Consider the following 23,341-nt stretch of genomic DNA (forward strand, 5'->3'; position numbering starts at 1 on the left):
CGCGTCGTGCCCGCGGCGGCACCTCGGCCGTGTGTCTAGAGCGCGTCGACCTCGAAGGTGGCCAGCTTGGCGGATGAGACGTCAGTGATCTCGCCCCACTTCGCCGCGATGTCGTCGATGCTCGGCGCTGCCCCGGAGAAGGTCACACCGTCGTTCTGGAACAACACCGCGCGCTGCACCTTGCCCCCGCCAACGATGAACACCGAAGCGCTGTCGGAGTTCTCCTCCGTCATCAGGTAGCCCACCACCGGCGCAACATATTCGGGCGTCAGGCGCTCGAAGACCTCCGGGGTCATGATGTCTTGCGTCATGCGCGTCGCGGCGATCGGTGCCACGGCGTTGGCCATGATGTCGTATTTTGCGCCCTCTTGCGCCAGCGTATTGATCAGCCCGACGAGGCCGAGTTTGGCGGCACCGTAATTGGCCTGGCCGAAGTTGCCGAACAGCCCGCTGGTCGAGGTGGCGACCACGACGCGGCCGAAGTGCTGCTCGCGGAAATGCGGCCACGCGGCGCGGATAACGTTGTACCCGCCGTAGAGATGCACCTTCTGCACGGCGTCCCAGTTCTCGAACGTCATCTTGTGAAACGTGCCGTCACGCAAGATACCGGCATTGCTGACGACGCCGTCGATCTTGCCGAATTCGTCGAGCGCGGTCTTGACGATGTTTTCGGCACCGGCTGTCTCGGCCACGCTGTCGTAGTTGGCCACCGCCCGGCCGCCGGCGTTCAGGATCTCCTCGACCACGTCGTCAGCCATGTTCTTCCCGGCGCCCGTGCCGTCGCGCGCCCCGCCGAGATCGTTGACCACGACGCTGGCGCCCTCTCGCGCGAGCGTCAACGCATACTCACGTCCCAAGCCGCCCCCGGCTCCGGTGACGACGATGACGCGGTCCTGCACTCCTGGCATGGATGTTCCTTCCTGATAACGCCGAAGGGCGGATTCGATGGTGGTTCACGCTTCGACGAAGGCGAGCGCATGGCAGCGGCTGCGGTAGAAAATTAGTGAGTGACAGGCGAATACGTCTCGGAGCAGTCTTGGATCGAACGACGGAGCGGGCATGGCAAACTTTCAGCAGGATTCGGTACAGCAACAGAATCTATCACGAGGCAGAATAATGGAAAGCGGGCTGCTTCGACCTCGTGCGTGGTTGGCGGTGTGCCCGCACTCGGTCGCTTGCGTTCCGCCTTCGCGAGGTGCTACTTTCGAACATGTAGTAGAAAGTCGTCTGGCTGCTGCAGCTGCCGTGCCTGAATAGGAGGTTGCTCAATTGAGCGCCCCAGTGATCCCCATCATCGATACCGACACCCATCTAAGTGAACCGCCCGACCTGTGGACGTCCCGGCTGCCTTCGAAGTGGAGCGAGCTTGCTCCCAAGGTGGTCTTCGACGAGCGTCGGGGCGAAGATATCTGGATCATCGGGGGGCGCCGACTGTCCGGGGTGTCCGGCTATGCGATGGCGGGTTGGCATGAGTTTCCGCCCAAGCATCCGCCGTCCGCGGAGGCGGCGGACCCGGCAGCGTTCGACGCCAAGGAGCGGGTGAAGCGGATGGATTCGCTGAAGATCGCCGCCGAGGTTCCTTACCCGAATCTGCTGGCGTTTTCCATGGATGCCTTCATGGGCTACAACGAGCCCGAACTTGTCTTGGATTGCATCCGTGCGTACAACGACTTCTTGACCGAGTTCGCTTCTGTTGCTCCGGAGCGGTTCGTCTGCCTCACGACGCTGCCTTTCTGGGACCTGGACGAGGCGGTCAAGGAGTTGGAGCGGTGCCACGACAATGGCCACCGCGGCATCAACTTCATGGCCAAACCCTACAAGTTGGGTCTGCCGCGCCTGCGCGACGACCATTGGGCGCCGATCCTGAAGGCGGCCGAGGAACGTCAGCTTTCCGTCAACTTCCATGTCGGATATCAGTCTCAGACCGAAGAGGACTGGGTCCGCATGATCAAAGACGTCCAGGGCCCGGCCGACTACGCGCAGGAGACCACGATGTCGTTGATGGGACTGTGCGAGAACGTGTCTGAGCTGCTGCTGTCCGGCGTGTGTCACAAGTACCCGGGCCTGAACTTTGTCAATGTCGAAAGTGGCTTCGGGTGGATCCCGTATCTCATCGAGAGCGCGGACTGGAACTGGAAGAACTCCGGTGCTGCGAAGGCTCATCCGGACCGCGAACTTCCCAGCCACTACTTCCGCAACCAGATCTACACCACGTACTGGTTCGAACGCGAAACGGTGCGCTACATGGGCGCGGCGTACGCCGACAACCTGATGTTCGAGACGGACTTCCCCCACCCCACGAGCCTGTCTCCCGGGCCGGCCTCGACGGCGATATCTCCGCGGGAAGTGGTCGACGAGACGCTCAAGGAATTGCCCATGGACGCCTGTCGCAAGATCTTCTACGAGAATGCGGCCCGCCTATATCACATTGACGTAGAAGCCTGTCTTCAGGATTAGCGACTTGCCTCGGTCTGGTCCGAAATGGGCCAGACCGAGGTTTCAAAAGGAGTGATGAGGTGGCCGTGGCAATGAATGAAGTCGTCGGACCCACCGATTTGGGCGCCAAAGAGGTGTGCGACGCGCTGTTTGCCTTCATCGACCGAGAAGTCGCGAAAATTCAGCAACCCATCGAGGCGGCCCTGCACAACCCGCGGCTGTACTGGCGCGAAGACGGGCGCATCGCAGACGAGGTAGTGCAGGCCCGCAGGGCTGCGCGGATGGCTTCGGCCGAAGCCGGTTTCTACACAATGTTCTGCCCCTCCGAACTCGGCGGCGGCGGGCTGAGGGCCGAACTGTACTTCGAAGTGTTCGAGGCGCTCTGTTACCGGTACGGCTCACCCCAGACGCAGCTGGCCTTCCAAGTCCTCGCTCACGCCAGCACAGGTCCGACGGCGTTGTGGACCTACGCATCTGATGCTCTGAAGGCGGATCTGGTGCCCAAGCTCATGCGCGGCGAGGTACAGGGGTCATTTGCAATGTCGGAGCCCGACGCAGGCTCCGACGCCTGGATGATGACCACCACCGCTGTCCATGACGGAGATTACTGGGTGCTCAACGGCACCAAGCAATGGGCCTCGTGGGCGCCGACCGCTGACTTCTTGATCACGTTCGCCATCACCGACCGCGAGCGCTTCGCGGCGCGCAAGGGAGGACTGACCGGCTTCTACGTGCCCACCGATGTTCCCGGATACGACCTGTACTCGATCGTCAAGGTGTTCGACGAAATCGGCGGCGAAGAAGCAATCCTCACCTTCAACGACGTCCGCATTCCGGATCAGTACCGGCTCGGTGAAGTTGGCGAGGGCTTCCGTGTGGCAATGGAGGGCTCGGGCCTGCTGAAGATGACGAAGCTTGCGCGACTGATCGGTCTGGGTAGGTGGGCCAACGATAAGGCCGCCGACTATGCGAAGGTGCGCAAAACATTCGGGAAGACGCTAAGTGAGCACCAGTCGATCCAAAACATGCTTGCCGACAACTGCATGGACATTTACACATCGCGTTTGGCATCGCTTGACGTTGCCCGCAAACACGACGCCGGGGATCAGGCGCGATTCGAGTCTGCGATGAGCCACGTACTCGTCGCCGAGGCGATGTACCGCGTGTACGACCGGTCGATGCAGATTCTGGGCGGGATCGGACTGAGCAACGAAGCGGCGATGATCCATGGCTGGCACACGACACGCGTGTCGCGGATCAGTGAAGGTCCGCCAGAAGTTCAGCGGCGCACCATCGCCAAGTACCTCCTGTCGGGTGCCTACAAGTTCTAACTACTGCCACGTCGCGTCGGCGGTCCTCTCGATCACTGGTCACCGCCGACATCAACTGTGGCGCAACGGCTTCAGAAGAGCTATCGAAATGGCGTCCTTGACGCAACGAATGAAGGGAATGCAATCCATGGTCGACGCATACATCGTAGAGGCCGTCCGATCGCCCGTCGGTAAGCGCAACGGCGCACTGGCCGACGTCCATCCAGCGGAGCTCTCCGCGCAGGTGCTCGCCGCGCTGGTGGACCGAGCCGGCGTCGATCCGGCCGTCGTCGACGACGTGATCTGGGGCTGCGTTGGCCAGATCGGCGAACAGTCCAGTGACATCGCACGTACCGCGGCGCTGACTGCCGGATGGCCGGACACGGTCACCGGCGTGACGGTCGATCGGCAATGCGGATCGAGTCAGCAGAGCTTGCACTTCGCCGCCGCGGGCGTGATCGCCGGACAGTACGACGTCGTGGTCGCCGGGGGAGTGGAGTCGATGTCTCAGGTGATCATCGGTTCTGCGGCCGAATTCGGCGCCGGCCCTTTCCCCGAGCGGTTTCAAACGCGCTACGGAATCCCAAATCAAGGTGTGGGAGCGGAGCTGGTCGCCCAGCAGTGGGCACTGAGCCGAACACAGCTCGACGAGTTCTCCGCTCAATCCCACCAGAAGGCCGCAGCCGCACAGGATTCGCACGCTTTCGACGACCAGATCGTGCCCATTCTTCGCGCCGACGGTTCCCTCGTGACAGCCGATGAAGGTATTCGGCGCGGAACCTCGGTAGAAACGCTCGCTGGTCTCAAGCCGGCCTTCAAGGAGGACGGCGTCATCCATGCGGGCAACGCTTCACAAATCTCCGATGGGTCGGCGGCACTGCTGGTCATGTCGGGAGAGAAGGCCAAGGAGCTCGGCTGCACGCCGATCGCCCGCGTGCACACCGCTGTGCTCGCGGGCGCCGATCCAGTCCTGATGCTCACCGCGCCCATTCCGGCTACCCAGAAGGCGCTACGCAAGTCCGGACTCAACGTCCGCGACATCGGGGTGTTCGAGATCAACGAGGCATTCGCACCGGTGCCGATGGCATGGCAGCTCGAGATCGGCGCGGACGAGAAGCTGTTGAACCCCAACGGCGGCGCGATCGCCCTCGGCCATCCCCTCGGGGGCTCCGGTGCCCGACTGCTGACGACCATGGTCCATCACATGAGGGCGAACAACATCAGGTACGGGCTGCAATCGATGTGCGAAGGTGGCGGCCAGGCCAACGCGACCATCGTGGAGTTGGTGTGACGACGTCGGAGGCCGTGAGCACGGATGCGGCGCTCATCCGGAAGTCCGGACGGGTCCTCATCATCACCATCAACAGACCCGGCGCCCGCAATGCCGTAAACGAAGCGGTAAGTGCAGCCGTCGGTGATGCGCTCGAGGCAGCGCAGCATGATCCGACAGTCTGGGCGGTCGTGGTGACCGGTGCGGGTGACAAGTCGTTCTGCGCAGGGGCCGACCTCAAAGCGTTGTCTCGTGGCGAGAGTGTGTTGCATCCAGACCATCCGGAATGGGGTTTCGCCGGACTCGTCCACCACTTCATCGACAAGCCCGTCATCGCCGCGGTCAACGGCTCAGCGCTCGGTGGCGGCACCGAGCTGGCGCTGGCAAGCGATCTGGTCGTAGCGGAGGAGCGGGCTGTCTTCGGATTGCCGGAGGTGAAGCGCGGTCTGATTGCTGGCGCGGGTGGTGTCTTTCGTATCGTCGAGCAACTGCCGCGCAAGGTTGCACTCGAACTGCTGTACACGGGCGACCCGATTTCGGCTGCCGAGGCAGCACGTTGGGGGTTGGTGAACAGGGTCGTTCCCGACGGCACAGTGGTGGAGAACGCGCTGCAGCTCGCCGAGCGGATCGCCGTGAACGCGCCACTGTCCGTCCAGGCGAGCAAGCGCGTGGCTTACGGAGCTGATGGCAGCATCGTCGAGGCCGAGGAGCCCAAGTGGGCGAGAGTCGCACGCGAGGGTGAGCTGCTCCTTGCCAGCGAGGACGCGAAGGAGGGGCCTCGCGCGTTCGCCGAGAAGCGTTCACCCGTATGGCAAGCACGCTAAGTGTGGCGAACGACTGTAGACGAAATTCTACTTTATGGTAGAATCTGACCGTCAACCGAACTTCAGATAGGTCAAACACATGCACGTTGGCAAGAGCGTCTTCTTCCAGAACCCCGACGAGGATCGTTCCGACTCAGCGCTGTACAAGCACGAGATCGCGCTTGCAGAACAGGCGGAGCCCCTCGGCTTCGAGTCGTTTTGGATCGCCGAGCACCACTTCGGCGGCTACGACGTGTCACCAAACACGTTGCAGCTGTTGACGTATCTGGCGGCCAAGACTAAGCACGTCCGGCTGGGATCCTCAGTCGTGGTGCTTCCGTGGCATGAACCGCTGCGGGTCGCTGAGGAGCTCTCGGTGCTCGACCACCTCTCGAACGGTCGTCTGTTGTTCGGCATCGGCCGCGGCCTCGGCCGCCACGAATTCGAGGGCTTCCGGCTGAACATGGGGGAGTCGCGCCAGCGCTTCCAGGAGTATGCAAAAGGCATCCTCAACGCCTTCGACACCGGCATCATCGAGTCGGAAGGTGAACTCTGGAAGCAGCCGCCCGTGCAACTTCGACCCCAGCCACTGGCTCCGCTGCGCAACCGCACATACGCATCCTCGGTGTCGCCTGAATCGATGGACATCGTCGCTGAACTCGGTGCGGGCATCATGGTGATCGCCCAAAAGCCCTGGGACGTCACGGTTGCCGACGTCACGAAGTACCACGATCGGTTCGTCGAGTTAAACGGTTACGAGCCGCCCAAACCACTGCTCATGTCCTTTGTGATCGTGCACGAGTCGTCGGCTGCCGCACAAGAGTTGCACGAGCAGTATCACTACAGGTACGCGAAATCGACTTTCGATTGGTACGAGTTCAGCAATCCAGGCCTGGCGAAGGTCCCCGGTTACGAGTACTACGGCAAGTTCGCCGCCAACATCGAAAAGCACGGGGCGGATAACTTCGTGAAATTCCTCGCCGAATTGCAGGTCTATGGCACGCCGGACGAGGTGGTGGAACAGTTGACCGACCATGTTCGTCGCATCGACGGCGTCGGGATGACGGCGGTACTGTCCTTCGCGGGAATGAGCCCCGAGATCGCTACGGCCAATCAGGAATTGTTCGCAGAGAAGGTGTTGCCCCGGTTGAAGACCATCGACCCCGAGCGTGCGTTGCCTCCCATTGCCGTCCCGGCGCATGCCTGAGGGCGCGGCCTCGGCTGGGGAAGACCGCTCCGAAGTCCGCATCGCGCCGCTCCCGGTCGACGAGCGCGATGACGCGACGAACGAGCTGCTCGATAAAGTCGGGCCGGGGCGTGACCTCAATCTGTTCACTACCCTGGTGCGACACCAGCGCCTTTTCCGCCGCTGGCTGCCACTGTGCGGAGGCCTGCTCAGCGGGAAGTTGTCTGCCCGTGACCGGGAATTGCTGATCCTGCGGACCGCCGATCGCTGCGGGGCCGCCTACGAATGGGCCCATCACCTGGTGTTTGCCTCGGACGCCGGGATGACGTCCGAGGAGGTCGACCGGGTCCGCGCCGGCGCCGGCGCCGACGGCTGGACGGAACTGGAGTCGGCGCTGATCAGAAGCGCCGACGAACTCCACGACGAGTGCGAGATCTCGGCGTCGACATGGTCGGTCCTGGCGGTGCACTACGACCAGGAGCAGCTGATCGAGGTGCCGATGGTAGTCGGGCACTACCACATGGTCGCCTTCGCGGCACGCTCGTTCGGCGTGAGGATCGAGCCTGCCTACCGACCCCACGCTGTGCCGCACGTCGTCGAATGACTCAGGAGCGAGTGCACTCATACTGGTGGTGAGGCGCCTCCAGGCCGGCTCTCGGTGGCTCAATGTCGGCTCGGCGCGTTTCAGAACCATTCCGTCTTCATGTCGACGGTCGTGCTGTCGAGGGTCTCGAGCAGATCGAGCTGGGGATCGACGCGGGGCAGCTCGTAGCGGAAGAAGAACCTGCCGGCCTGCATCTTGCCAGCGTGAAAGTCAGTGTTCTTCGGCGCGCTGGTGATCATCAAGTCCAGCCACATCCACGCAATCACCAAGTGGCCGAACGCCTCGAGATAGATCGCGCTGTTGGCCAGCGCCAGTTCGCGATCGGACTCATCGACAAGTTTCGCTGTTACTTCGACCAGGCGGGCCCACCGCTCACGCAGTCGATTGGCGAGGTGTGCGAGTTCCCCGCCCAGGGCAGCCGCGCCGTCGATCGCCTTGCCGATGCGGTCGGACAGCAAGGCCAGGCTTGCGCCGTTGTGCTGAGTTACTTTGCGGCCGAGCAGGTCCAGGCTCTGAATGCCGTGCGTGCCCTCATGTATCGGATTCAAGCGGTTATCGCGGTAGTGCTGTTCCACGTCGTAGTCGCGGGTATATCCGTAGCCTCCATGTACCTGGATCGCGAGATCGTTGGCCGCGAGGCACCACTGCGAGGGCCAGCTCTTGGCAATAGGTGTCAGCACATCAAGCAGTAGCGCAGATTCTTCGGCGTCTTTTTTGTCCTCGCTACTGGCACGCGTGTCGATGAGGTATCCGCAATACAACGCGAGGGCCAAAGCGCCTTCGACGTAGGCTTTTTGAGCCAGCAACATTCGGCGGACGTCGGCATGGGCGATGATCGGCACGGGCTTGTCCTCCGCGTTCTTGCGGTCTGGGACGCGGCCCTGCAACCGCTCACTGGCGTATCGCACCGACTTGAGGTAGCCGGTGTATCCCAGTGCAACGGCGCCGATACCGACGCCAAGCCGGGCCTCGTTCATCATGTGGAACATGTAGGAAATACCGGCATTGGGTTGGCCAACCAGGTACCCCACTGCACCTGCCGAACCCAACGGGCGATGGGCACCCTCACCGAAGTTCAGGACGGTGTTCGTCGTGCCGCGGTACCCCATCTTGTGATTGAGTCCACCAAGGGAGACGTCGTTTCGTTCTCCGATCGCCGCATCCTCATCGACCAGGAACTTGGGCACGATGAACAGGGAAAGCCCTTTGACCCCCGCTGGTGACCCGGCGATGCGCGCGAGAACCAGATGCACGATGTTCTCGGTCATCTCGTGCTCACCGCCCGAGATCCACATCTTGTTGCCGAAAAGTCGGTAATGGCCGTCGTCGGTGGGTTCGGCGCGGGTGGTGACGTCGGCGAGCGACGACCCGGCTTGCGGCTCGGAGAGACACATGGTCCCCGAAAACCGCCCAGCGAGCATAGGTTTGACGAAGAGCTCGTGGTCACGCGCGCTTCCATATGTGGCCAGCAAGTTCGCGTTGGCCATGGTGAGCATCAGATAGGCTGCGGTGCTGACATTGGCCGCGTGAAACCAGGCGAAGCCCGCGCTTGCCACGGTGACCGGCAGCTGCGCGCCCCCGAGTTCGTAATCCATACTCATGCCGATGAGGTCCGCGGCCGCGAATGCGTCGAGCGCTCGCTTCACCTCGGCGTTGACGTGGACGTGACGTCCATCGAACGTCGGCTCCCTGGTGTCATTTAGCTTGTTGTGCGGCGCGAAGTACTTCTCGGCGAGTTGCTCACAAAGGTCGAGCACCCCGTCGAACGTCTCCCTACTGTGGTCGGAGTAGCGCTCACACTTCGGCAGTTCGTCGACACCCAGCCACTCGTAGAGGAGGAAGTCGACGTCGCGCCGTGAGATGAGATCGTTGGGCATGGACGCTCCCTGGTGTTGGATCGTGGCGGCACACCGCATGACGCCGGTGACGAGCCTGACGGTGCGCCGGTAGCTGATTAGACTGTGACGTCAGGTGACTGCAGCTTCTGACGCCACTGTTCTCGCAGCGCGAATTTCTGCACCTTGCCGGTGCCGGTCTTCGGCAGCGCCCCGAACACCATTCGCTTGGGCACCTTGAACCCGCCGATTTGCTCGCGGACGTGTCGTTCGATGTCGGCCTGGTCGGCGGTGGCTCCCGGACGCAGGGTGATGTGTGCGACCGGAACCTCGCCCCAGCGATCGTCGGGTACGGCGACGACGGCGACCTCGAGCACCGACTCGTGCGAGGCGATGGCATTTTCCACTTCGATCGACGAGATGTTCTCACCGCCAGAAATGATGATGTCCTTGCTGCGGTCTCGGAGCTCCAAGTACCCGTCCTCGTGGAGCACGCCGAGATCACCGGTGCGGAACCAACCGTCGGGCACGGCAGCAGCAGTTGCTTCCGGGTTTTTGAAATAGCCTGCCATCACGTTGTTTCCGCGAATCGCGACTTCGCCTATCGACTGTCCGTCCGCCGGAACGTCAGCGCCATCAGCATCGACGACGCGAATAGGCTGCGAGACGATGTTGCACACGCCTTGTCTGGCCTTGAGCCGCGCGCGGCGCGGCGGGTCGAGCGAATCCCAGGTCTGCTGCCATTCGCAGATAACGGCGGGCCCGTAGGTTTCCGTGAGTCCGTAGAGGTGAATGACGTCCATGTTCAGCTCGGCGAGGCGCGCCAGGATGGTGGGGGTCGGCGGGGCGCCGCCGGTGCCGATGAGCAGCTTGTGTGCGGCATTCAGCCGGTGGGCCCCGTCGCCGTAGGCGATCGAAGTCAACACGGTGGGTGCGCCGTTGAGATGAGTGATGCCCTCGTCGTCGATCAGCCGCCAAATCTCCGCATGATCCACCGCCCGCAGGCACACGTGGGTGCCCCCAGCCGCCGTCACCGCCCATGTGAAGCACCAACCGTGACAGTGGAACATCGGTAGCGTCCACAGCATCTTCGAGCTGCTGTCCAGGTGCATCTGGTTGGCCATCGCGACCGCCTGCAGGTATGCCCCGCGGTGGTGATACATCACACCCTTGGGTTTGCCGGTTGTGCCACTGGTGTAGTTGAGCGAGAGCAAGGCGTTCTCGTCGGTGATCGGCTGGATCCGAGGCTCCGCATCGGCGAGCAGCCGTTCGTATTCGTCATCTTCCCCACCGCAACACACCAGTTTCACCCGCTCGGCGGCCAGATCCGACACCGCGTGGGCCAGTGATGACAGCGAACTGTCGTAAATGAGGACGGCCGCTTCCGCGTGGCCGATGATCCAGGCGAGCTCAGGCGCAGACAGCCGTATGTTGAGCGTGAGCAGAGGCGAACCGGACCACGGCACGCCGTAGTGCGCTTCGAGCAACATGTGGCTGTTCGGCGCGAGGATCGCCACGGCGTTTCCGCCGGCGAGGACGCTGAGCGCGCCGGCCAGCCGCGTGCTCCGGTCGAGCAGCTCGCGATAGCTGAACGTGCGTTCGCCGTCGATGACGGCGGTGTTGTCGCCGTAAATGGCCGCGGCGCGGCGAAGGAAGCTGACCGGCGTCAGCGGGTCGTACCAGAATTCACTGGGCACAGGGCTTCGGCAATCTGTTCGTGGAAATGGATCAACCCCAGTTCATTCTGGCCGAACACCAGCGAATCGACACTACCGCTGTCCAGCCCCGTCTGGATCTTCCCGCACATCGGAAAATCTTCCTGACCGGTGACCTGCATCAGGATGTCGAGATTGAGAATCCACTTCTTGATCGTGTCGTCGTTGGGCGGTTCCGGTGCGTAGATGCTCGTTTCCACGACGGCGCTGCCCGGCTCCTCATGCGGGAAGATCCGCCATACCTCGAAATGGTCGAGCTGATGCACAACGATGGTATTGGGAAAGACGATGTAGTGAATCGTGGCGTGCGGGGGAAACTGCCAGGTGCTGCGGTCCTCGCCGATGTCATCAATCGATTTTCGGATGCCGATGCTGCGGCAGTGCTGGTCGAACGCGTCGAACAGCTGGGGGCGCGAGTGGTAGAGCCGCGAGATCGAGGAGTTGTGCAGCGAGAAGACGTGGTATGTCTCGAGGAAGGTGTCGATGATCATCTTCCAGTTGGCGTTTTGGATTGCCTTGCGTGTCTCCACGTGATGGAAGTTGGCCAGCCCGAAACTGTCCAGATCCTCGCTCAACCGGCCCAGGTAGGCGTTGGCGTCCACGGGGGCGCCGTCGAGCCGAGCCAGAATCAGACCGTGTGCCTCGTCGGAGGAGACCTCCTTCAGGTTGGACGACTCACCGTTGAAGTAATCCTGGGCGATCGGCCTGCGCATCAGCTTGCCGTCCAGCGCGTACAACCACGCATGGAACGGGCAGCTCAGATTTCTGGCGCCTGTTCTGCGGCAGTCGGGTTCGACGAGTGGCGCACCGCGATGCCGGCACGCATTGATGAAGACCCGGGCGCGTCCATCCTTGGCCCGAGCCACCAGCAGCGGCACCCCGTCGATGTGCGTCGCCAAGACGGCCCCGGGATCCGGCACGTCTGCGGTGAGCGCTACCACCACCGGGTGACGCCTGAACAGGATTTCGCGTTCCTGCTCCAGCTGTTCGCTTGATGTGTACTCGCCGGCGAGCAACATCTGCGGGCCATCGCTCAGTTGTGTGGAATTCGCCTCAGCGAGCTTGCGGTAGCGCTCGATGAGCTCGTGTTGGACAGCGACCTGCATTGTTTCGATCCTCGACCTCTGGGAGCTTGCTATTGCAATTTTCTATAGACGAGTAGATTCTAGCTGCAGCTAGGTGGTGAGGCAAGCGGAGGCACGACAGCATCGCCGCTTGGTTGGCCGTTGTTGACGCGCGAGCAAGCTTGCCTTCATCCGAGGGCTCGGCGAACACGTTCGCCCACAGGCGCGAGCCGCAGGCGCGGGTTTTCAATCAGGTTGCGCCCGCGAGCGTCCTAGCGCTGCCCTCGGACCGGCGACATGTCCGAGATCGAGTCAGGGCAGCCTGCAGATGCCTGATTATTTTCTGTTCATGCTTCGATTCTAGCTTCCACTCGGTTCGACTCTGCGCTAGATTTCACAGCGTAAGTAATTTGTTTAACTGATCACAGGGAGGTGCTGATGGCCACCGTGGAGGTCGAGCCGCGACTGGGCGGCGTAGAGACGCTCAAGAAAACGCCGCGGGTGCGGACCACGCGTCCAATCCTCGTCTGGGCGACGATCGGCGCTTTGTTCATGGTGCTCGCGGCCTATATTGCGTCGAAATGGATCTTCGGCGGTCGCGCAACGCCAACCCCCCTTGGTGTGGACGAGCCGACGAGCGGCGAGATCGCGTTCAACATCGGCGCTCAGGCGGCGGCCATCATCGCCGTCGTCGGCGCGCTGATCTACGTGATCCGGAGATGCATTAGAGAACGGCGCATCACCTTCGACCTGATGCTCATGATCGCCTACGTGATGCTCGTCCAATGGGATCCGGTCCTCAACTACGTCGTACCGACGTTCTCGTATACCTCGTTGATGATCAACTTCGGCTCCTGGACGACCGACGTGCCGGGCTGGGTGTCGCCGCGGGCCAACCTGATGCCTGAGCCGACCGCCGCGATCGGAATCGGGTTCATGTGGAGCGCAGCGCTATGCATGCTCGGGTGCGGCTTCCTGCGTAAGGTCGTGATGAGGCGGTGGCCCGAGACCGGTAAGCTCGGCATCATTCTGTGGTCGGTCGGTTTCATGGCTGTCATGGACCTCCTCATCGAGAGCATTCTGTGTCTCGGGCACAACATCGCCTACTTCAACACCGTGGGCTGGCTGACGTTGTGGCAGGGGACATCTCATCAGTTCCCAATCTACGAAGCGTTCGTATGGGGAGGGCTGGGGTGGGCGCCCCTGATGGTGCTGCGGTTCTACCTGGACGACCGCGGTCACTCGGTCGTGGAGCGCGGCGTTGATCGCCTCAATGTGTCCAACAAGACGAAGGTCCTCCTGCAGATTCTGGCGCTCGGCGCGGTGACCAACATCTGCTACGTGAGTTACAACGTCGTCATGATCGGCATCAGCCTGCAGAACGATAATGATGCCTCGGCGGTCTACCCGTCGCACCTGACAAACTCGCTCTGCGGCCCGCGGAACAAATGCACCACCCCGGGGACCGGTACGCCGATACCTACGGGCGGCCAGCCGGCATCGCCGAGCGACGTGCCGGGCAATGGCCGGACCTGGGTCGACGTTTATCTCGGGCGTTGACCCAGCCGCGCCTGCCATAGCGCGGAAAGGACGTGGTAGGGCGGTGGTGGGCCCACGAGTCGTGTTGCGCCACGACCCTATCCGTTCTCGACCAAGGAACCATGACCATTCAAACCAGCCGACGCGATCCCGTAAGTAGACCTACAGTCACAACTTGCCATTGAAAAATTTTCTATAGCGGAGTAGATTCTAGCTGCAGCTGGTGTTGAGGCAAGCGGACCGGATCTCGAAGCCTGCGTTGGCACCTGAACTTCGTCGAAGGGGTCCGTGCGATGACTTCGTCAGGCGTGGGCTCAGCGAATACCTCCACTATCGTGCATGCTGCTCGTCCTTTCCGTGTGGCGCTCGTGGTCTCTGAGGCCGAGCGCCCCGCAATCGCGAACCCGGCGAGGAGCCGGAGAAGTTCGCTGCTCGGCTCGGATGGCCGCATTTTCGTGCGTCCAGCCGTAATCGTGGCGGCCAGCGACCTTCGGCAAGCCAAGAAGCGAGTCGGCGAGGAGCGCGCGGCGCGGTTTGCGCGCGGACGTAGGCAACGTCCGATCCTGTTGGCCGTCAACGCATGCATCGAAGTCGACAACGCCACGGCGTGCCGGCGGATGCGCAACGGGACTGATGCGATGGGGGAGGGACTGCCCTACGCGGGTACGGCGCGTGGGTTGGCCGGGTTGGTATTCGACATCGATCACCTGGATCTCGCAGACGGCGTCGTCTTGCGTTCGCCCGCTGGGTGGACCGCGGCGGCCTACGCCGCGATCATCGAGGAGTTGAGCAAGCGTGGCTACCAGTTGCTGGTGATGGTCGCCGATCCCGAGATGCCGTGGGTGTCACAACGAAAGGCTTCTTAGGTGAGGGGTCATTCGACCATAAGCCTCGGGTGTGCGGGTTGCCGGGCGAGTGCGCGGGACTTCCGCGGGTAGTGGACGCGTGCAGGCCACATGACGGATCCCTATCGCGCCTAACCGCATCGAGAACCATTTGGTATCCCGGGCTGCCGCCCGAATGGCGTCTCACGACAGGCTAGAATCTGTTTCCGATTCGATAACTAGTGGGTGCCGGGTGGCGACTGTAGAAAATTGGCAACGACGATCGGCCGACCGTTTCGAAGGGGCGATGATGGAACTGGAAACGCTGCTCTACCGGTTGGACGGTCACGTCGCGACCATCACGCTGAATCGACCCGACCGGCTTAACTCCTTCAATCAGCGTATGTGCGAGGATTTCTCGCAAGTCTGGCAGCATGTGCGATTCGATGACGAGGTGCACGCGGTCGTGGTGCGAGCTGCCGGTGAGCGCGCTTTCTGCACGGGCGTGGACACCGACGACACGCTGGAGATGGTGTCACGGCGAAATCTGTGGAGCCGCGAGGATCCCAGCGGTTATCTGTCCCCGAAGGCGAATCAGGTGTGGAAGCCGGTCATCTGTGCGGTGCACGGGATGGCGGCGGGCGGCGCCTTCTACCTACTCAATGAGGCGGACATCATCATCAGCTCCGAGGATGCGACCTTCTTCGATCCGCATGTGAGTTACGGGCTCGCCGCCGTGCTCGAGCCTGTGGGGCTCGCCGCCCGGATGCCGCTGGGTGAAGTGCTGCGGATCGCTCTCATGGGTCTTAATGAACGCATGTCGGCCACCCGCGCCATGCAGATGGGCTTGGTATCGGAAGTTACCGAACGTGAGGAGCTTTGGCCACGCGCGGACGAGATCGCTCACCAGATCGCGGCCAACGAGCCGCTGGCGGTGCAGGGAACGGTGAAGGCGATCTGGGACTCACTCGACGTCGGACGTACCGATGCCATCCGCAATGGCGTGCACTACACGCAGTTGGCCAACGGGGTGGAGACGGTGAAGGTGACTCGCGTCGCAGCCGGCAAGCCGCAGTGGAGGTTGCGGTAGCTCTGCGACTCAGCGAAAGTCCGAGCCGCCGTCCACGTTGAGATCTGCCCCTGTGGTGAACGAGTTGAGGCGCGAGCCCAGTAGCGCGATCATCGGTGCGATCTCCTCGGGGCGCCCGGCGCGGCCGAGGTAGCCGAGAGCGTCGCCGAAAACTTGTTGCAGGAGCACGCCGACTTCCTCGGCGGTGCGCGGCCCGGCGGACTGGTGGGGCAGCGCCTCGATGAACTTGTTGACCTGCTCGGTCATGAACGTTCCCGGCGAGACGGTGTTGACCAAGATGCCCTCCGGGGCGAGTGTCTGGGACAGGTTCTTGGTCATACTGGTCAATACGGCCTTGGCGGCTGTGTATGCGATCAGCCTGGGTGATTGCCGTTGCGCGGAGTGGGCTGAGATGTTGACGATCCGCCCCCAGTCGGCAGCTCGCAGCAGCGGAAGTGCGGCGCGGCAGGTCCGCACGGCGCTGAGCAGAATAAGCTCCAGCGCTCTCGTCCAATCGTCATCGGAAAGTTCATCGAACCCAGCCACTAGTCCGAGGCCGGGCCCTACGGTGTTGATCAGGACATTTGCGGTGTCCCACCAGGATTCGATGTGCTGGAAGGCCGCTCGCACGCTTTGCGCCTCGGCAAGGTCGGTGGGCACCGCAAACGCCTCGGGGCTACCCGCGTCGCGGAGTGCGGCCGCCACCTGATCGAGCTGTGTGCGCCCGCGCGCCAGAAGGGCTAGTCGTGCCCCCTCTCGCGCTTAGACGTGCGCGGTTGCCAGTCCCATGCCTGCGGTCGCCTCGGTGATGATTACCCGCGCGTCCTTCACTCCCAGCTCCATATGAACTTTCTCCGTCGAGTTGGCCACGACATGCCGCAGGGGAATGTGGTGGAAGCGCCCCATGGCGAGGGTGCGCAGACTCGGTTCCTATAAGGAGTTATATAGTTTACCGATTGATCGAATGCCTCGGCACGGTGGTCCCAACCGCGAATGACGTGGACGGACGAAGGCGCTAGGCGCCGGCCTGCATCCGGACCGAGTGGTCCCCAGTAGTGATTCCGTCGAACAGTGCTGCGATGAGAATGTCCGCAACCTTTTCAGGCGAGCGCTTGGCTCGGTCCGGCCATTCGACGGTCCAGTTCAGCGATCCGAGGATGAGGAGCCTCAGGGTCTGCAGGTCGAGGTCGTCTCGAATTTCGCCGGCGTCGCGCGCATCGCTGAGCAGTCCGTCCCAGAGCTGGCCGTAGGGCCGCTGGTCGACGCGGATGTGGCGTTTGCGGAGCTCGTCGGGAAGCTGGCCGACGATGCGTGCATTGGCTGCCGTGTAGTCGACGGCCTCGATCACGGCCTCCGCGTGAGCGTGAATCGCGGCGCGAAGACGTGCGGTCGCCGAGGCGTCGGCGCCCAAGGCTTCGACGGCCGCGACGACGTGCTCGTGGGTCTTTTGCAGTCCCAGGCGCAACATGTCTCCGACAAGGGTGTCCTTGGAATCGAAGTAGTAGTACAGGCTGCCTTGTTTGACATCGGCGGCCTCCGCGATGTCAGTGAGGCGCGTGGCGGCGTATCCGTTCTGGCTGAACACCCGCGCGGCGGAATCGAGGATCCGCGCCCGCGTTCGTGCGGACTTCGCGAATGGCGCCCGGGTCCGCTTCTTCGTCGTCACCGCCCGAGTATACGAGAACCCCGCAATTCTCCGGTCGCCGTTGACGCGTGCGATGGGCCGGACCGGCATCCGCATCGCTCGGCATCGTCCCGTCGTGCACGATTGTGCGGGTGGCGCGCCCAGGCCTGTATTCTGCTGGTTGGTAGAAAATAGGTGCTGATTGGAAGGGTTCGTGCGGTGCGGATGGACGGTTCGGTAGCGCTGGTCACTGGGGGCGCTTCCGGCCTGGGGCTTGCAGCCGCCGCAGCGTTGCGAGACAGTGGCGCGACAGTCGTCATCGCCGATCTGCCGTCTTCGGCCGGTCGAGCGGTTGCGGCCGACCTCGGCGATGACGTTCTGTTCGCGCCAACGGATGTATGCGACGAATCCACTGTCGAAGCGGCACTCGACCTTGCGCAGTCGGCCGGCGACTTGCGGATAGTCGTGAATTGCGCCGGGGTCGGTATCTCTCGTCGCGTGCTCGGCAGAGAAGGCGCACACCCGACGGCGGATTTCGCCAGGGTGATCGGCGTCAACTTGATCGGCACGTTCAATGTCATCCGGTCTGCGGTCGCCCGGATGACGACCACCCCGCTCGACGCCGAAGAGCGGGGTGTCATCGTGAATACCGCATCGATCGCCGCCTACGACGGGCAGATTGGCCAGGTCGCCTATTCTGCCTCGAAGGGAGGCGTCGCGGCGATGACGCTGCCGTTGGCCCGTGATCTGGCGAGTCATGCCATTCGCGTGATGGCTATCGCGCCGGGACTCTTCGAAACGCCATTACTCGGCGTCCTGCCCGACGAGGCACTCGGCGCGATGACCCGGGTAATACCCCATCCCAAACGTTTCGGAAGGCCGAGCGAATTCGGCCAGCTCGTCATGCACATCGTGCAGAACCCTATGCTCAATGGAGAAGTTGTGCGCCTGGACGCGGGCCTGAGGATGCCAGCCCGCTAACTGTGACGAAGCCACGGATCGTGCGCGCGGTTCGGCCAGCCCATCGCGTGGACGCCGACCGTGATGAACGGTGGCTGGATAGCCTCGTTCGGTTCAAGTCCAGGCCGTCAGATCAAGAGCCAAGTCGCCAAATGCAATTGCGTCAGACGCATCTCGGAAGCCCGAGATGGCGTTCTGCCACGATGTTGCGGTTGATCTCGGTAGTGCCCCCGCGGATTGTGCACAGCGGTGCGTGACGTCCCTCGTACTCGATCCAACCTTCCGCGGCCGCGCCAGACTCGCCGAACCGAAGCAAACCCGCCGCTCCGGCCCGCTGTTGGAACCAGTGGGCAGCCTTTTGATATGCCGTCGTCGCAAATAGCTTGGTCATCGCACCCTCGACCAGGGGCAATTCACCGCTGGCCGCCAGCCACGCCGACCGCTGTGTCAGCAGCTTCGCGACTTCGTTGTCAATAGCTGTCTGGGCCATCTGGTGTCGGATGGCTGGGTCGTGCGCCGCACCGGTTTCTTCGGCCCACTGCCGAAAGTGTCGCAACAGCGCAACACCGCTGTTCGTCTCTCCGACGACGCCACGCTCGAACGTCAACCCCACGCCCATCGCCGCCCAACCCTTGTTAACGCCTCCAAGGACCCATTCATCGCCCACGCGGACATCGTCGAAGAACGTCGCGTTGGTGCGCTCGGATCCGATCGTCCACACCGGTTCCACCGAGATGCCGGGCGTGTCCATGGGAAGCACGAACATGGTGAGACCGCGGTGTTTGGGAAGTGCCGGGTCGGTGCGCGTCAGAAGCAGGATCCAATCGGCTTCGTGGGCCATCGTCGTCCACATCTTGGATCCGTTGATCACCCACTGCTCGCCATCGCGAACTGCGCGCGTCGATACGGAGGCAACGTCACTTCCGCTCCCTGGCTCGCTGTAGCCAAGGCAGGCATAGGATTTCGCGGAAATCAGTGAGGAGAGGATGCGTTCTCGCTGGAAGTCGGACCCTAGTCGGTTGACCATCGCGGAAACAATCAGAATCACAGAGAGCGCGTCGTAGGGAACCGACGCCTTCTCGAGCTCGTTGAAAAGGATCCAGAGTTCGATCGGATCACCCTTGCCCAGCCCCGGCACGATTCGTTCAAGCAGGCCTCGCCGTGCGAGCTCCTGATAAAGGGCCGGGCAGGCGAATGTGCCGGTGCGATGGTGTTCACCGCGACGATCTGGGGTGTAAGTCAGGGCGATGACGTCCTTGATCTCTTGACGGAATGCCGTCGCCTCAGTGGAGAGACTGAAATCCATTGCGGCTACCGCTTTCTCGACGCATCGTTGGTACAGACTGCCCCGAACAGTCGGTCTGCCAAGCGCTGGTACTGAGCATCGGGGTCGCCGAGCACCAGCGGCCAGCCGCGCGCCCTGCGGTAGTACAAACCGATGTCGTACTCCTCGGCAAAGCCGTACCCGCCGTGGTAATGCAGCACACGGTCGGTGACCTGGGCCGCTACTTCGGTCGCGAAGAGGTAGGCCATCAAAGCCAGCGATATGGGATCGTCGACCTCGTTGTCGTCGACGTCGGTGGTCGTCGGTGCGGTCGGATCCGAAGTATCCATGGCCCACGCCGTTTTGAAAGTGAGCAGTCGGGCGCCATCGATGAGCCCCGGCAAATCGGCCAATCCATGCTGTACCGCTTGGAAGCCGCCGATCGGCCGGCCGAACTGCTCGCGCGACTTGACGTACTCGACTCCGGTGTCAAGGCTCTTCGCTGCGATGCCGACGAGTGACGCGGCGGTGAGTACTTGCCACTCCGACAGCGCGCGTGACCACACCGACTTGTCGCCCAGCTTCGTTGCGGTGTCGTGCTCGAAGGTTCGAAAGGCCACGGGCATGCATGCGTGGTTTGAAGGTGCCACTCCGGGGGCCTCGGCAGACACGGCTACCGTGGCCCCGTCACACGGGCCGACGACGGTGCGGGCGACCGCTCCGGCGGGGATGAGGCCCCAGTCGAGCCCACCGGTTGCAGATTGCAGCGCGATCGTCGCAACCTCGTCCCCGGCGAGCAGTTCAGCGGACGGCTCGGGTAGGGCGCGCACGGCTACGGTGTGTTCGATGATGGGAACGGGCGCTACCGATCGACCTACGCATTCGCCCAACACCACGAGGTCGGCCAGGGCGGCTCCGCCGCCCCCTTTCTCCACCGCGACCCCCATCGCCGGCGCATCCAGAGCGCACAGCTTCGCCCACAGTTCGGAGTCGAAGCCGAGCGGCTCCGCTCGCCGGACGACCATCGGTTCCGAAGTCTTTGCGAAGAACTCCGAGAACAGTTCTTCGACTGCTCGCTGATCCTCGCTGAGGCTGACCTTCAATTCGCCGACCCACTCGCGGCGACAGCGGTGGTCGCGGTCCTCAGAGATCGCACGCGGGGCAGCGCAGTGATCGTCGAGCGGTCGAAGGAGGACGATCCTTCGATGACCATGGCCCGACGGAGTTGGAGTATCGGCAGCGCCGCCAAGGCCGACATTGCGCGGGCCCCGTTCGGGGCATCTTTCCACGAGGGCGAGAACAACTCGAGTTCGCCCTCACCCACCTGCACGGACGTGATCTGCGAGCGCATCTCGCAACGAGTCACCTCATCGACACCGGGACTGTTGACCACAGGTGGAATGTAGCGAGAACAAAACGCGTATCCGATGCTGCCCGACCGCGCGATCTTTTCCAACGCGACGTCGTCGACTGGCTTCGCGTTGCGCACCGTGCCACGCGCCAACACCGTTCCGTACTCCGACATTTCCCACGATAGGTCGCCGGATTCGTCATGAATAGGGCTGAAATCTGCGCCCAGCTTGGCGAAGCCCGTGAACTCCCGGCCCACGGTGATCGGCCGAATCTGGTCGACCCACATCACGGGCCAGAAGTTGCCTCTGGTCGCCCCCTCGTCGCCGTTGTGGGTCACGCTGATACCGACACACAGTTCTTCGTAGCCATGGCCGGCGAGGTAGTCGACCTGGTCGAATGAGCGCCTGCTGATGATGACCGTCGGCTGCTCCGGGAGGTCGAGTTCCGTCGGTACCAGCGGACGCACCGCGACCGGATCGGTGACGAAGCTGATGTCGAGCGCCCGCAGGTATCCCCATCGCGATACCTGCGGGAGCTCCGTCGGGCCGAACACGATGGGCATTTCATAACGCTCGCCCGGGTGGCAGGTGAACCCCTGATCGGCTGACGACATCTCGAGCATCCCTTTCCCTAATGTATAGCAAAATCTACCGAAAGTTCGATAATGGGACAAGTGGCAGTGGATCAACATGGTTTCGCCATCGAATCTGTCTGTAGTTAGAATCTGACCGCGCTGCGGTGGACGCATCCCGCCGGTGACACTGTCCCCCGATCAAGGAGAGTCATGGACGTCGACCTGGTCGCACCGAATGACGTCGATGCTTTGACCGCCACGAAGAAGGCGGAAGCAGCCGGATATCGCGGTGTGTGGATCCCCGAGATCAAGCACGATCCGTTTCCGCTGCTGGCCATGTGTTCGCAGAACACCAGCGCGGTTGACCTTGGCACCAACATCGCCGTCGCGTTCGCTCGCAACCCGATGACCACAGCCGTGCTTGCGAACGATTTACAGCTCTACTCCCGAGGTCGATTCATGCTGGGGCTGGGCTCGCAGGTCAAAGCCCACATCAGCCGCCGGTTCTGCATGCCATGGTCAGCTCCGGCCGACCGGATGCGCGACTACGTGCTGGCCATCCGGGCGATCTGGGGGAGCTGGCGAACCGGCGAGCGACTTGACTATGAGGGAAAGTTCTACCGCCACACGCTCATGACGTCGTTCTTCGATCCGGGGCCGAACCCGTACGGCAATCCGCCGGTACTGCTGGCCGGCGTGGGCCCCAAAATGTCACGTGTTGCCGGCGAGGTCGCCGACGGCTTTCTCCTGCACAGCTTTACAACCGAGCGATACCTCAGCTCCGTGACGTTGCCTGCGCTTATCGAGGGCCGGGCGGCCGCGGGTCGAGAGGATCTGGACGGTTTCCAGATCAGTGGAGCGGTGTTCGTCGTAACGGGTGAAACCGCGGACGCTCGGGCAGCCGCCGATGCGGCAGTGCGCAGCCGCATTGCTTTCTACGCGTCTACCCCCGCGTACCTTCCCGTCCTGCAGACCCACGGCTGGGAAGGGGTCGGTGATGAGCTGCGGGCCATGATCAAGGCTGATCGGTGGAGCCAATTAGGCGAGGTTATCGACGACGAAATGCTCGACGCCTTCGCCGTCGTCGCCGATCCGCCGGATGTGGCGCGCGCGTTGACGGCCAGATTCGGTTCTGTGTTGAGCCGAGTTGCTTTGGCTGCGCCTTATACCACCTCGGAAGAGCTCTGGCAGCCGATCGTCGAGGAGTTGCGCAACTGGCGGCCATCCTGACTTGATGTATCACGGCGCGAGGGAGGGCGGCCGCCCACCCACACGCTCGATGCCGGTTCGAGGGGCCTACGAGGTCTCCGGCAATGTGCTGCGACAAGTGTCGGTCTACAGAATCCGGGGCAGCGGTAGTGGTGCGGCTAGCCCACATGGCGAACCATTGCGCTGGAACCCGATAGCCCGGAGCCGCCTCGAACTAGTCGTGCCGTGCCTCGATGGTCATTCTTCCCGGACAAGTCGACGAGGGTCGTGTCAGCGGACTCATGATCTGCTGTCAAATTGGAGACGGGGCCGGTCGCCGGTTCGAACGGGTCCGGTTCACACTCGACCACTTTCCTGAGATCAATGCTGTCGGCGTGGCATTGTCCTTTGATAGTTCGACAGTCGACTGTCATGAGCCAGAGCTATCCATCCAAGAGCGGGTTCGGTGACACGGCAAGCCCTTCCCGTCAGCTGGAGGTGGGCGCAACACCTGACACCGCAGGTGCTCACGTCGTTGCTGCGCCACTACTGCGAACCCCGTGCTCCTCGACGAGCGGGACGTCGCCCCGGTCCCATGTGCGGGCCTGGACGCGGCGTCGGTCCGACATCGAAGCGACGTGCTCGGGCTCATCCGCCAGTGCAGCCGTGAATCCTTGAGATTTCAGTGTTTTCGGCCGCTCGCGAGGAAGAAGTAAACCCCTC

19 protein-coding genes and 1 pseudogene are annotated in these 23,341 nt (G+C 62.8%); 11 read left to right on the forward strand and 9 right to left on the reverse strand.

The genetic code is table 11. From position 1 onward, the window contains the following. Positions 1–35: 35 nt before the first annotated feature. Positions 36–908 (reverse strand): SDR family oxidoreductase, encoded by an 873-nt coding sequence (locus tag AC5Y5E_RS16120; RefSeq protein WP_083174128.1) that lies wholly within the window; start codon positions 906–908, stop codon positions 36–38. Positions 909–1,269: 361 nt separating this feature from the next. On the opposite strand from AC5Y5E_RS16120, the gene AC5Y5E_RS16125 reads away from it, so the two are divergent. The 6 genes from AC5Y5E_RS16125 to AC5Y5E_RS16150 all read left to right on the forward strand — a co-directional run bounded on the left by AC5Y5E_RS16125 (position 1,270) and on the right by AC5Y5E_RS16150 (position 7,609). After that, the gene (locus AC5Y5E_RS16125; RefSeq protein WP_499903983.1) at positions 1,270–2,457 is read left to right on the forward strand and encodes an amidohydrolase family protein; all 1,188 of its coding nucleotides are present in this window, start codon (positions 1,270–1,272) and stop codon (positions 2,455–2,457) included. A 59-nt stretch (positions 2,458–2,516) separates the two neighbouring features. Next, the gene (locus tag AC5Y5E_RS16130) at positions 2,517–3,767 is read left to right on the forward strand and encodes an acyl-CoA dehydrogenase family protein (protein WP_499903984.1); all 1,251 of its coding nucleotides are present in this window, start codon (positions 2,517–2,519) and stop codon (positions 3,765–3,767) included. A 127-nt stretch (positions 3,768–3,894) separates the two neighbouring features. After that, on the forward strand, positions 3,895–5,037 hold the full coding sequence (locus AC5Y5E_RS16135; RefSeq protein WP_499903985.1) for a thiolase family protein: 1,143 nt from the start codon (positions 3,895–3,897) through the stop codon (positions 5,035–5,037). After that, the gene (locus tag AC5Y5E_RS16140; RefSeq protein WP_232078300.1) at positions 5,034–5,840 is read left to right on the forward strand and encodes a crotonase/enoyl-CoA hydratase family protein; all 807 of its coding nucleotides are present in this window, start codon (positions 5,034–5,036) and stop codon (positions 5,838–5,840) included. Before AC5Y5E_RS16135 ends, AC5Y5E_RS16140 begins: the two co-directional genes overlap by 4 nt. Before the next feature lie 79 nt (positions 5,841–5,919). Continuing rightward, the gene (locus tag AC5Y5E_RS16145; RefSeq protein ID WP_083174131.1) at positions 5,920–7,026 is read left to right on the forward strand and encodes an LLM class flavin-dependent oxidoreductase; all 1,107 of its coding nucleotides are present in this window, start codon (positions 5,920–5,922) and stop codon (positions 7,024–7,026) included. Further along, positions 7,019–7,609 carry a carboxymuconolactone decarboxylase family protein gene (locus AC5Y5E_RS16150; protein WP_499903986.1) on the forward strand — a complete coding sequence of 197 codons (591 nt, stop codon included), beginning with the start codon at positions 7,019–7,021 and terminating at the stop codon, positions 7,607–7,609. The genes AC5Y5E_RS16145 and AC5Y5E_RS16150 overlap by 8 nt, the downstream gene beginning before the upstream one ends. Before the next feature lie 80 nt (positions 7,610–7,689). Here the strand turns inward: AC5Y5E_RS16150 and AC5Y5E_RS16155 are convergent, their stop codons facing one another. The 3 genes from AC5Y5E_RS16155 to AC5Y5E_RS16165 form a co-directional block, all read right to left on the reverse strand. Then, positions 7,690–9,486, reverse strand: a complete 1,797-nt coding sequence (locus tag AC5Y5E_RS16155) for an acyl-CoA dehydrogenase (protein ID WP_499903987.1) — start codon at positions 9,484–9,486, stop codon at positions 7,690–7,692. A 77-nt stretch (positions 9,487–9,563) separates the two neighbouring features. Further along, on the reverse strand, positions 9,564–11,141 hold the full coding sequence (locus AC5Y5E_RS16160; protein ID WP_499903988.1) for an AMP-binding protein: 1,578 nt from the start codon (positions 11,139–11,141) through the stop codon (positions 9,564–9,566). Further along, positions 11,111–12,178 carry an aromatic ring-hydroxylating oxygenase subunit alpha gene (locus AC5Y5E_RS16165; protein WP_499903989.1) on the reverse strand — a complete coding sequence of 356 codons (1,068 nt, stop codon included), beginning with the start codon at positions 12,176–12,178 and terminating at the stop codon, positions 11,111–11,113. Before AC5Y5E_RS16165 ends, AC5Y5E_RS16160 begins: the two co-directional genes overlap by 31 nt. Positions 12,179–12,661: 483 nt before the next feature. On the opposite strand from AC5Y5E_RS16165, the gene AC5Y5E_RS16170 reads away from it, so the two are divergent. The 3 genes from AC5Y5E_RS16170 to AC5Y5E_RS16180 all read left to right on the forward strand — a co-directional run bounded on the left by AC5Y5E_RS16170 (position 12,662) and on the right by AC5Y5E_RS16180 (position 15,676). After that, the gene (locus tag AC5Y5E_RS16170; RefSeq protein ID WP_142275155.1) at positions 12,662–13,783 is read left to right on the forward strand and encodes a spirocyclase AveC family protein; all 1,122 of its coding nucleotides are present in this window, start codon (positions 12,662–12,664) and stop codon (positions 13,781–13,783) included. Positions 13,784–14,235: 452 nt separating this feature from the next. Further along, positions 14,236–14,628: a hypothetical protein gene (locus tag AC5Y5E_RS16175; protein ID WP_083174136.1), complete on the forward strand. Its 393-nt coding sequence runs from the start codon at positions 14,236–14,238 to the stop codon at positions 14,626–14,628. A 268-nt stretch (positions 14,629–14,896) separates the two neighbouring features. Continuing rightward, on the forward strand, positions 14,897–15,676 hold the full coding sequence (locus AC5Y5E_RS16180; protein WP_142275157.1) for an enoyl-CoA hydratase/isomerase family protein: 780 nt from the start codon (positions 14,897–14,899) through the stop codon (positions 15,674–15,676). Positions 15,677–15,685: 9 nt separating this feature from the next. Here AC5Y5E_RS16180 and AC5Y5E_RS16185 read toward each other — a convergent pair. Together AC5Y5E_RS16185 and AC5Y5E_RS16190 are read right to left on the reverse strand one after the other, a co-directional pair. After that, a pseudogene (locus tag AC5Y5E_RS16185) lies at positions 15,686–16,405 on the reverse strand (SDR family NAD(P)-dependent oxidoreductase); the annotation flags it as partial. Between the two features lie 265 nt (positions 16,406–16,670). Continuing rightward, positions 16,671–17,321: a TetR/AcrR family transcriptional regulator gene (locus AC5Y5E_RS16190; RefSeq protein WP_158086249.1), complete on the reverse strand. Its 651-nt coding sequence runs from the start codon at positions 17,319–17,321 to the stop codon at positions 16,671–16,673. A 177-nt stretch (positions 17,322–17,498) separates the two neighbouring features. On the opposite strand from AC5Y5E_RS16190, the gene AC5Y5E_RS16195 reads away from it, so the two are divergent. After that, on the forward strand, positions 17,499–18,260 hold the full coding sequence (locus AC5Y5E_RS16195; RefSeq protein ID WP_083174138.1) for an SDR family NAD(P)-dependent oxidoreductase: 762 nt from the start codon (positions 17,499–17,501) through the stop codon (positions 18,258–18,260). 142 nt (positions 18,261–18,402) lie between these two features. Here AC5Y5E_RS16195 and AC5Y5E_RS16200 read toward each other — a convergent pair whose 3' ends face one another. From AC5Y5E_RS16200 to AC5Y5E_RS16210, 3 genes are read right to left on the reverse strand one after another with little or no spacing between them, the layout of a single operon-like run. Beyond that, positions 18,403–19,545, reverse strand: coding sequence for an acyl-CoA dehydrogenase family protein (locus tag AC5Y5E_RS16200; protein WP_083174139.1), 1,143 nt, complete (start codon positions 19,543–19,545; stop codon positions 18,403–18,405). 5 nt (positions 19,546–19,550) lie between these two features. Next, positions 19,551–20,606 carry an acyl-CoA dehydrogenase family protein gene (locus tag AC5Y5E_RS16205; RefSeq protein ID WP_499903990.1) on the reverse strand — a complete coding sequence of 352 codons (1,056 nt, stop codon included), beginning with the start codon at positions 20,604–20,606 and terminating at the stop codon, positions 19,551–19,553. Further along, entirely contained in the window at positions 20,603–21,469 is an 867-nt protein-coding gene (locus AC5Y5E_RS16210; RefSeq protein WP_158086250.1) for an acetoacetate decarboxylase family protein, read from the reverse strand. The genes AC5Y5E_RS16205 and AC5Y5E_RS16210 overlap by 4 nt, the downstream gene beginning before the upstream one ends. Before the next feature lie 171 nt (positions 21,470–21,640). Here AC5Y5E_RS16210 and AC5Y5E_RS16215 point away from each other — a divergent pair, with 171 nt between their 5' ends. Continuing rightward, on the forward strand, positions 21,641–22,660 hold the full coding sequence (locus tag AC5Y5E_RS16215) for a TIGR03617 family F420-dependent LLM class oxidoreductase (RefSeq protein WP_426626842.1): 1,020 nt from the start codon (positions 21,641–21,643) through the stop codon (positions 22,658–22,660). Positions 22,661–23,341 lie beyond the last annotated feature (681 nt).

This window comes from Mycobacterium sp. NGS54 (assembly GCF_059812465.1).

Excerpts from the sequence above, each read along its gene's own strand:
- AC5Y5E_RS16155 (WP_499903987.1), bottom strand. The coding sequence starts at position 9,486 with ATGCCCAACGATCTCATCTCACGGCGCGACGTCGACTTCCTCCTCTAC.
- AC5Y5E_RS16120 (WP_083174128.1), bottom strand. The coding sequence starts at position 908 with ATGCCAGGAGTGCAGGACCGCGTCATCGTCGTCACCGGAGCCGGGGGC.
- AC5Y5E_RS16135 (WP_499903985.1), top strand. The coding sequence starts at position 3,895 with ATGGTCGACGCATACATCGTAGAGGCCGTCCGATCGCCCGTCGGTAAG.
- AC5Y5E_RS16215 (WP_426626842.1), top strand. The coding sequence starts at position 21,641 with ATGGACGTCGACCTGGTCGCACCGAATGACGTCGATGCTTTGACCGCC.
- AC5Y5E_RS16200 (WP_083174139.1), bottom strand. The coding sequence starts at position 19,545 with ATGGATTTCAGTCTCTCCACTGAGGCGACGGCATTCCGTCAAGAGATC.
- AC5Y5E_RS16180 (WP_142275157.1), top strand. The coding sequence starts at position 14,897 with ATGGAACTGGAAACGCTGCTCTACCGGTTGGACGGTCACGTCGCGACC.
- AC5Y5E_RS16145 (WP_083174131.1), top strand. The coding sequence starts at position 5,920 with ATGCACGTTGGCAAGAGCGTCTTCTTCCAGAACCCCGACGAGGATCGT.
- AC5Y5E_RS16165 (WP_499903989.1), bottom strand. The coding sequence starts at position 12,178 with ATGTTGCTCGCCGGCGAGTACACATCAAGCGAACAGCTGGAGCAGGAA.
- AC5Y5E_RS16170 (WP_142275155.1), top strand. The coding sequence starts at position 12,662 with ATGGCCACCGTGGAGGTCGAGCCGCGACTGGGCGGCGTAGAGACGCTC.
- AC5Y5E_RS16210 (WP_158086250.1), bottom strand. The coding sequence starts at position 21,469 with ATGTCGTCAGCCGATCAGGGGTTCACCTGCCACCCGGGCGAGCGTTAT.
- AC5Y5E_RS16150 (WP_499903986.1), top strand. The coding sequence starts at position 7,019 with ATGCCTGAGGGCGCGGCCTCGGCTGGGGAAGACCGCTCCGAAGTCCGC.